8 protein-coding genes are annotated in these 8,250 nt (G+C 75.2%); 6 read left to right on the forward strand and 2 right to left on the reverse strand.

Annotation, left to right across the window (positions count from 1 at the left end):
- Both ACFV5N_RS21005 and ACFV5N_RS21010 read right to left on the reverse strand, forming a co-directional pair.
- Positions 1 to 390: DUF1990 family protein (locus ACFV5N_RS21005; protein WP_385601994.1), on the reverse strand; the 390-nt coding region annotated here is incomplete at its 3' end.
- Between the two features lie 115 nt (positions 391 to 505).
- Positions 506 to 1,219, reverse strand: coding sequence for a GntR family transcriptional regulator (locus ACFV5N_RS21010; protein ID WP_385601996.1), 714 nt, complete (start codon positions 1,217 to 1,219; stop codon positions 506 to 508).
- A 155-nt stretch (positions 1,220 to 1,374) separates the two neighbouring features.
- Here ACFV5N_RS21010 and manD point away from each other — a divergent pair, with 155 nt between their 5' ends.
- Genes manD through ACFV5N_RS21040 form a run of 6 tightly spaced genes read left to right on the forward strand, consistent with a single transcriptional unit; the run spans position 1,375 to position 8,099 of the window.
- Positions 1,375 to 2,583: a D-mannonate dehydratase ManD gene (gene manD / locus ACFV5N_RS21015; RefSeq protein ID WP_385601999.1), complete on the forward strand. Its 1,209-nt coding sequence runs from the start codon at positions 1,375 to 1,377 to the stop codon at positions 2,581 to 2,583.
- Positions 2,580 to 4,028 (forward strand): mannitol dehydrogenase family protein, encoded by a 1,449-nt coding sequence (locus ACFV5N_RS21020; protein ID WP_385602001.1) that lies wholly within the window; start codon positions 2,580 to 2,582, stop codon positions 4,026 to 4,028. Before manD ends, ACFV5N_RS21020 begins: the two co-directional genes overlap by 4 nt.
- 49 nt (positions 4,029 to 4,077) lie before the next feature.
- Positions 4,078 to 5,472: an MFS transporter gene (locus tag ACFV5N_RS21025; RefSeq protein WP_385602004.1), complete on the forward strand. Its 1,395-nt coding sequence runs from the start codon at positions 4,078 to 4,080 to the stop codon at positions 5,470 to 5,472.
- Positions 5,469 to 6,506, forward strand: coding sequence for an L-idonate 5-dehydrogenase (locus ACFV5N_RS21030; RefSeq protein WP_385602007.1), 1,038 nt, complete (start codon positions 5,469 to 5,471; stop codon positions 6,504 to 6,506). The genes ACFV5N_RS21025 and ACFV5N_RS21030 overlap by 4 nt, the downstream gene beginning before the upstream one ends.
- The gene (locus ACFV5N_RS21035; protein WP_385602010.1) at positions 6,503 to 7,483 is read left to right on the forward strand and encodes a sugar kinase; all 981 of its coding nucleotides are present in this window, start codon (positions 6,503 to 6,505) and stop codon (positions 7,481 to 7,483) included. The genes ACFV5N_RS21030 and ACFV5N_RS21035 overlap by 4 nt, the downstream gene beginning before the upstream one ends.
- Entirely contained in the window at positions 7,470 to 8,099 is a 630-nt protein-coding gene (locus tag ACFV5N_RS21040; protein WP_385602012.1) for a bifunctional 4-hydroxy-2-oxoglutarate aldolase/2-dehydro-3-deoxy-phosphogluconate aldolase, read from the forward strand. Before ACFV5N_RS21035 ends, ACFV5N_RS21040 begins: the two co-directional genes overlap by 14 nt.
- The last annotated feature ends 151 nt before the right edge of the window (positions 8,100 to 8,250 follow it).

The following is an 8,250-nucleotide window of genomic DNA, read 5'->3' on the forward strand; positions in this document are numbered from 1 at the left end:
GCTGACGGCCCGGACGGTGAAGGTGACGGTGCCGTCGGCGGCGCGCTCCACCAGGAACGCCTCCTCGCCGCACTCGGGGTGCCCCGCCACGGTGCCGTAGCCGAAGCCCGCCCGGCCCGGTTCCCGCACGGTCCACACCACCTCGCACGGGGCGCGCAGCGGGCCCAGACCGACCGTCACCCGTACGCCGGGCGCCGCGCGGGGCGCGGTGGCGCGGACGGTGAGGCCGGCGCCCCGGTGCGCGCCCCAGCCCAGCACCGTCTCGGCGGCGGCGGCCAGGACGGCGGGGCCGCGGCCGAGCGCGACGCGGACCTCCAGGGTGCGGAAGCCGTCCGGCGGGGGCGGACCGTCCGGCGCGGTCATCCCCGGGGTGGGGTAACTGAGCGTCACCCGGCGGAGTCTAGGGGGTGGGCCGGGGACGGCGCCGGTCGGGCGCGCGGCCCGGTGCGGACGGAGCGCCCGCACCCGGGGGCTCGCCGGGGAACCGCCGCGCTCCCGGCCGGTGCTACTCCCAGACCACCACGCTGCGCCGGACCGGGACGGCGGAGGGGTCGGTGGCGAAGAGGGCGGGGGAGTGGGCGCGGATGCGCTCGATGTCGCGGAAGACCGCGCGCAGATGGGCGCGCATGGCGGTACGGGCCGAGGCCACGTCGCCGCCCAGGACGGCGTCCAGGATCTCCGCGTGCTGGGCGGCGAACCCGGCGGAGGTGGCGTTCTCGTAGAGGCCGAGCCGCCGGGCCCGGTCGAGGTGGCCCTTGGCCGCGGCCACCGTGGTCCAGGCGGCGGCGTGGCCGCTCAGCCGCAGCAGGCCCTGGTGGAAGGCCTCGTCCAGGGCGAAGAACTCCTCCAGGCCGATCCCGGGCCGCTGCTGCCGCTCCAGATTGCCGCGCAACTCGGCGACCAGGTCCTCCTCCAGCTCCTCCGGCAGGTCCTCCAGGGAGGCCAGCTCCACCGCTTCGCGCAGGAACTGGGCGTCGGCGACCTGGGCCGGGTCCACCCGGGCGACGAACGAACCGATCTTGGGGAAGACCTGGACCAGGCCTTCCTGGGCCAGCATGATCAGCGACTCCCGGACCGGGGTGCGGCTCACTCCGAGCGAGGCGGCCAGTTCGTTCTCCGAGAGCGCGGCTCCCGGGGGCAGCTCCAGGGTGAGGACCATCTGGCGCAGCGTCGTGTAGATGGTGCGCCGCGAGGTACGCCGCCGGTCCGAGTGAGGCATGCGCCCCATCGTAGCGGTGTGGCGGGCGGCCCGTCGGCGTCGGTGACCTGCTGGAAAACACCTCCGGGCCAAGTATTGCCGTTCTGCGCGACAGGTGCTTGTATACAAGCGCTGTACGACAGGTTCCCGCCGGGAACCCGACCAGAAGGGCTGCCGTGAGCACGATCGAGCGCGCCGAGGTGTTCGTCGCCTCCCCGGGACGCACCTTTGTGACCCTGCGCATCACCACCTCGGACGGGGTGACCGGCCTGGGCGACGCCACCCTCAACGGCCGCGAGCTCGCCGTCGCGGCCTATCTCCGCGACCACCTCGTCCCCTTGCTGATCGGCAAGGACCCGGCCCGCATCGAGGACATCTGGCAGTACCTCTACAAGGGCGCCTACTGGCGGCGCGGCCCCGTCACCATGACCGCCATCTCCGCCGTCGACACCGCCCTGTGGGACATCAAGGGCAAGACCGCCGGACTGCCCGTCTACCAGCTCCTCGGCGGCCGCTCCCGCGACGGCGTCCTCGTCTACGCGCACGCCAGCGGCACCGACGTGCCCTCCCTCCTCGACGACGTCGAACGCTTCCTCTCCCTCGGCTACCGCGCCGTCCGCGCCCAGGCGGCCGTCCCCGACATCGGCGGCACCTACGGCGTCCGCAAGGGCAAGGTGTACGAGCCGGCCGCCACCGCCCTCCCCGACGAGCAGCCCTGGGACACCCAGGCCTACCTCAACTTCGCCCCCGGCTACCTGGAAGCCGTCCGCGACCGGTTCGGCTTCGGCTTCCACCTGCTGCACGACGTCCACCACCGCCTCACCCCCATCGAGGCCGCCCGGTTCGGCAAACGCGTCGAGGACGTCCAGCTGTTCTGGATGGAGGACCCCACCCCCGCCGAGAACCAGGAGGCCTTCCGCCTCATCCGGCAGCACACCACCACCCCCGTCGCCGTCGGTGAGGTACTCACCTCCATCTGGGACGTCCAGCAGCTGATCACCGAACAGCTCATCGACTACGTGCGCACCACCGTCGTCCACGCCGGCGGCATCACCCACCTGCGCCGCATCTTCGACCTCGCCGCCCTCTACCAGGTACGCACCGGCTCGCACGGCGCCACCGACCTGTCCCCGGTCAGCCTCGCCGCCAACGTCCACCTCGACCTCGCCGTCCCCAACTTCGGCATCCAGGAGTACATGGGCCACCCCGACGAGGCGGCCGAGGTCTTCCACGGCGGCGTCACCTTCGCCGACGGCATGCTGCACCCCTCCGAGGAACCCGGCCTGGGCGTCGAGTACGACGAGGCGGCCGCCGAACGCTTCCCCTACCAGGCGCGCTACCTCCCCGTCGCGCGCCGCCTCGACGGCTCGGTGCACGACTGGTGAACACGACCGCCCGCCCCCCGCTCAGCCGCGCCACCGCGCACCGGCTCCCGCCACCCCTGCGCCCGGTCATCGACCCGGGCGCCCCCGGGCGCACCCGCGTCGTGCACTTCGGCATCGGCGCCTTCCACCGCGCCCACCAGGCCGTCTACACCGAACACGCCGCCGCCCGCTCCGGCGAACCCTGGGGCATCACCGCCGTCGCCCCCAGCTCCCTGGAGGTGGTGCGGACCCTGCGTGCCCAGGACGGCCTCTACTCGGTGACCGCACAGCACCCCGACGGCCCGCGCACCCGGGTCATCGCCTCCCTCACCGGCGCCCTGGCCATGGGACCGGACGCGGACCGCGTCGACGCGCTCCTCGCGGACCCCGAGGTCACCGTCGTGACCCTCACCATCACCGAGAAGGGCTACCACGCCCGCGCCGGAACGCTGGACACCACGGCGCCCGCCGTCGCCGCCGACCTCGCGGCCTCCGGCGACCCGGCCCGGCTGCGCACCGTCATCGGCCGGCTGGCCGCCGGGATCGCCGCCCGGATGCGGACGTCCGCCGCCCCCCTCACCGTGGTCTCCTGCGACAACGTGGCCGGCAACGGGACCGTCCTCGCGGCCGTCGTCCGCGCCTTCACCGAGGCCGCCGACTGGCCCGACCGGCACACCGTCCTGGACCGGATGGCCACCGCCGTCGCCTTCCCCGTCACCGTCGTCGACCGGATCGTGCCGGCCCCCGCCCCCGCCGACCGCGAACACGCCGCCACCGCACTCGGCCTCACCGACGCCCTGCCGGTGACCGCCGAGCCCTACCGGCAGTGGGTTCTCCAGGACAGCTTCACCGCCCCCCGCCCGCCCTGGGAACTCGACGGCGCGCTGTTCGTCCCCGATCCGTCCCCGTACCAGCTCACCAAGCTGCGCCTGCTCAACGGCGCGCACTCCGCCCTCGCCTACCTCGGCACGGCGGCCGGTGCCACCACCGTCGACGGCGCCCTCGCCACCGACTGGGGCGAACCCCTGGTGCGCGCCCTGTGCGCCGAAGTCGCCCCCACCCTGCCCCCCGGCGGCCCCGACCCCACCGGGTACGCCGCATCCCTGGTGACCCGCTTCCGCAACCCGGCCATGGGGCACCGGCTCAGCCAGATCGGCTCCGACGGATCACTGAAGATCCCCGAACGCTGGCTCCCGGCCCTGCGCGACCTGCGCGCCGCGGGCCACGCCACCCCCGTCCTCGAACTCGCTCTCGCCGGCTGGGCGCACGCCACCCGGCCCGGCTCCCCCACCACCGACCCGGCGGCCACCACCCTCGCCGCCTGCCACCGGCCGGACGACCCCACCGCTACTGTCCGCGCCCTGCTCGACGCCCTCGGCGCCCCCGACCTGGCCGGCGACCCCGCCCTGACCGCCGCCGTCGCCGCCCGGCTGCCCGCCCTGCGGGCCGGCCGCGTCGAGATCTGACCCGTCCCCCTTCCTCCCCGGCGCACCGCAAGAACAACGGAGTTCCCCGATGACGACCAGCGCACCCACGGAGCCCACCGGCGCCGTGCACAGAAGCACCCGCGACCTCACCAGAGCCGCCGTTTCCGGATGGCTCGGCACCGCCATGGAGTTCATGGACTTCCAGCTCTACTCCCTGGCCGCGGCCATCGTCTTCAACAAGATCTTCTTCCCCGACGTCAGCCCCGCCATCGGCCTCATCGCCGCCATGGCCACCTACGGCGTCGGCTACGTCGCCCGGCTCGCCGGCGCCGTCTACTTCGGCCGCATGGGAGACCGGATCGGCCGCAAGAAAGTCCTCGTCATCACCATCGTGATGATGGGCGTCTCCACCACCTTGATCGGCGCCCTGCCCACCTACGCCACGATCGGCATCATGGCCCCGGTGCTCCTGGTCGCCCTCCGGCTGATCCAGGGCTTCGGCGCCGGCGCGGAGATCGCCGGAGCCACCGTCATGCTCGCCGAGTACGCCCCACCGCGCCGCCGCGGCCTGGTCGCCTCGCTCGTCTCCCTCGGCACCAACTCCGGCACCCTGGCGGCCTCCGGACTGTGGGCCATCCTGCTCGCCGTGCTGAGCGAGGAGCAACTGCTCGCCTGGGGCTGGCGCCTGCCCTTCCTGCTCAGCTTCCTGCTGCTGCTGTTCGCCGTCTGGTTGCGCCGCAACCTCAAGGAGAGCCCGGTCTTCGAGGAGCGGCCCGACGTCGTCGACGGTGTCGCCCTCTCCCGCGACGAACTGGAGCACGCCGCCACCACCGCGCAGGAGGACCGCAAGGCCGGCGCCCTGGAGGCCGGGCTGCGCCAGCGCAAGGGCAAGGCGTTCTTCCTCGCGCTCGGCCTGCGCTTCGGCCAGGCGGGCAACTCCGGCCTGGTGCAGACCTTCCTCGTCGGCTACATCGCCACCACGCTGGCCGTCGACCGTGCCGTCCCCACCGACGCCATCCTCTACGGCTCGCTGCTGGGCTTCGCCACCGTCCCGCTCGTCGGTGTCCTCGGCGACCGCTTCGGCCGCCGCCCGATGTACATCGCCCTCACCACCGCCACCATGCTGCTGGCCTTCCCCCTGATGCTGATGGTCGCGCACGGCTCCCACACCGCGCTGATGCTCGGCATGGTCCTGGCCCTGAACATCGGTGTCCTCGGCCTGTTCTCCCTGGAGAGCGTCACCATGGCCGAACTCTTCGGCTCCCGCACCCGGTTCACCCAGCTCGCCGTCGCCAAGGAGATCGGCGGAGTGCTCGCCACCGCCATCGGACCGGTGCTCGCCGCCTCCCTCACCGCCGCCACCGGCAGCTGGTGGCCCATCGCCGCCATGCTCGTCGTCTACTCGGCCATCACCCTCGTCTCCGCCGTCGCGGCGCCCGAGACCCGGGGCCGCGACCTGGTCCGGCTGGAGGACGCGGCATGAAAGCGGTCGTTGTGCACGGGCCCGGGGACGTACGCGTCGACGAGCGTCCCCGGCCCGCCCCGCCGGGCCCGGGCGAGGTGCTGCTCGCCCTGGAGTGGGGCGGCATCTGCGGCTCCGACCTCTCCTACTGGAAGCACGGCGCGTCCGGGACCGCCACCCTCAAGCGGCCCATGGTCCTCGGCCACGAGGTCGCGGGACGCGTCGCGGCCCTCGGCCCCTCCGTCACCGGGCTGACGGAAGGCCAGCCGGTCACCGTCCACCCGGCACTGCCCACCGCCGACTCGGTGCTCCCCGCCCGGCTCGCCGGTCGCGGCAACCTCCACTCGCGGGTGCGTTACTTCGGCTCCGCCGCCTTCAACCCGCACACCGACGGCGGATTCAGCCAGTACCGTACGGTCCTCGCCGAGCAGGTCCGCCCGCTGCCGCCGGGGGTCGGCACCGAGCACGGCGCCCTGGCCGAACCGCTCGCCGTGGCCCTGCACGCCGTCCACCGGGCCCCCGACCCGCGCGGACGCACCGTCCTGGTGAACGGCGCGGGACCCATCGGCGCCCTCATCGTCGCCGCGGCGCTGCACCGGGGCGCGGCGGCCGTCGTCGCCGCCGATCTGTCGGCCGCCTCGCTCGCCGTCGCCCGGGCCATGGGCGCCACCGACACCCGCGATCTGTCGGACGGCGCGGCCCTGCCCGAGGATGTCGAGATCGTGTTCGAGGCGTCCGGGGCGCCTGCCGCGCTCGGTCCCGTGCTGCGGTCCACCGCCCGGGGCGGCACCCTCGTCCAGGTCGGCAACCTGCCCGGCGCCCCCGCCCCCGCCGCGCTCGGTGACCTGGTCACCCGGGAGATCGACTGGCGCGGCTCCTACCGCTTCGCCGGGGAGATCGACGACGCGCTGGCCGCCCTCCGGGACGGCCTGGACGTCTCCCCGGTCATCAGCCACCGCTTCGGCATCGACGAGGCGCCCACGGCCCTCGCGGTAGCCGCCGACCCGGCCACCGGCAGCGGCAAGGTCATGCTCCGGCTGGCGGAACCCCGGTGAGCGGCCACCCGGCCCCCGACGTCGTCTGCGTCGGCGAGACCATGGCCGTCCTCACCCCGGCCGACGGCCGGCCCCTCGCCGACGCGGACGGCCTCGCCCTGGGCATCGGCGGAGCCGAGTCCAACGTCGCCTGCACGGTGGCCGCCCTGGGCCACCGCGCGGCCTGGGCCGGCCGGGTCGGCCGCGACCCGTTCGGTGCCCGGATCCTGCGCGAACTCGGCGCGCGCGGCGTGGACACCGGCGCGGTGACGCTCGACCCCGACCGGCCCACCGGGCTGTACGCCAAGGACCCCGGCCCGCACGGCACCCGCCCCCACTACTACCGGCGGGACTCCGCGGCCGCCCGGATGGGTCCGGGGCTCGCCGGCCTCCCCCTGCTGCGCGAGGCGCGCGTCCTGCATGTCACGGGCATCACCGCCGCGCTCTCCGACAGTTGCGCGGAACTGCTGGACGCCTTGCTGATCCGGCGCGCCGCACCGGGGCCGCTGCTCTCCTTCGACGTCAACCACCGCCCGGCGCTGTGGCGCGGACAGCCCCGGTCGGCCGCCCCCACCCTGCTCGCGCTCGCCCGCGCCGCCGACCTGGTCTTCACCGGCCGGGACGAGGCCGAGGCCCTGTGGGGCACCGCGGAACCCGAGGAGATCCGGGACCTGATCGCCCCGGCGCCGCTCATCGTCATCAAGGACGCCCACATCGGGGCCACCTCCTACAGCACCCGGGACGGCGCCGCCTTCGTCCCCGCTCGGCGGCTGTCCGTGGTCGAACCGGTCGGCGCGGGCGACGCCTTCGCCGCCGGTTACCTCGCCGCCCTGCTGGAGGACCGCGACCCCGTGGCCCGGCTGCGGCTGGGCCACCTCGCCGCCGCGGCCGCCCTGCGCACCCGCCACGATCTGCCCACTCTCCCGCCACGCGACCGACTCGACCCGTGGCTCACCCTCGACGACGCCGCCTGGAGCACCGACGATGACCACCCCTGACCCGCTCGCCCCGCTCGCCGCCGACCGCGTCATCGCCGTCGTCCGCGCCCCGCGCATCCCCGACGCCGCAGCCCTGTGCGCGGCCCTGCGCGAAGGCGGTATCCGCTGGGTCGAGTTCACGTACACCACCCCCGGCCTCGCCGGCCACCTGCGCCGCGCGTCCGCCGCGGCCGGCCTCGGCGCGGGGCTGGGAGCCGGTACGGTCCTCACCGCCGCCCAGGCGGAGCAGGCGATCGAGGCGGGCGCCCGCTACCTGGTCACCCCCGGGGTCCGGCCGGCCGTGGCCGGGGCCGCGGCCGCCGCCGGTGTCCCGGTCGTCATGGGCGCCCTCACCCCCACCGAGGTCGGGCAGGCCCTCGATCTCGGGGCCGCCGCCGTGAAGATCTTTCCCGCGCACAGCCTGGGCCCGCGTCACTTCCGGGACCTGGCCGGCCCGTTCCCCGGCACCTCCCTGGTCGCCTCGGGCGGTGTCAACGCGGCCAACGCCGCCGCCTTCCTGGCCGCGGGAGCCCTGGCCGTGTGCGCGGGCTCCGACGTGGTCCCGCCCGCGGCGGTCGCCGCCGGTGACTGGCGGCAGATCACCGAGCGGGCCAGGGAGTTCACCGCCGCGCTGTGAACCCGGCGGGCGGGCCGGTCACCGGTGGGCGCGGGGGCGGTGGAACGACGGGGGCGCGCACCGGCGCCGCCGCCGTGCGGACCCGTCCGGCGGCCGGGGACCGGCCGCCGCGCGTCGCCCGCGGACGGGCACCGTCCGGCGCTCCGTCCTG

This window comes from Streptomyces sp. NPDC059853 (genome assembly GCF_042731495.1).
In the GTDB taxonomy this organism is placed as follows: Bacteria; Actinomycetota; Actinomycetes; order Streptomycetales; family Streptomycetaceae; genus Streptomyces.

Excerpts from the sequence above, each read along its gene's own strand:
- ACFV5N_RS21025 (WP_385602004.1), top strand. The coding sequence starts at position 4,078 with ATGACGACCAGCGCACCCACGGAGCCCACCGGCGCCGTGCACAGAAGC.
- ACFV5N_RS21040 (WP_385602012.1), top strand. The coding sequence starts at position 7,470 with ATGACCACCCCTGACCCGCTCGCCCCGCTCGCCGCCGACCGCGTCATC.
- ACFV5N_RS21010 (WP_385601996.1), bottom strand. The coding sequence starts at position 1,219 with ATGCCTCACTCGGACCGGCGGCGTACCTCGCGGCGCACCATCTACACG.
- ACFV5N_RS21030 (WP_385602007.1), top strand. The coding sequence starts at position 5,469 with ATGAAAGCGGTCGTTGTGCACGGGCCCGGGGACGTACGCGTCGACGAG.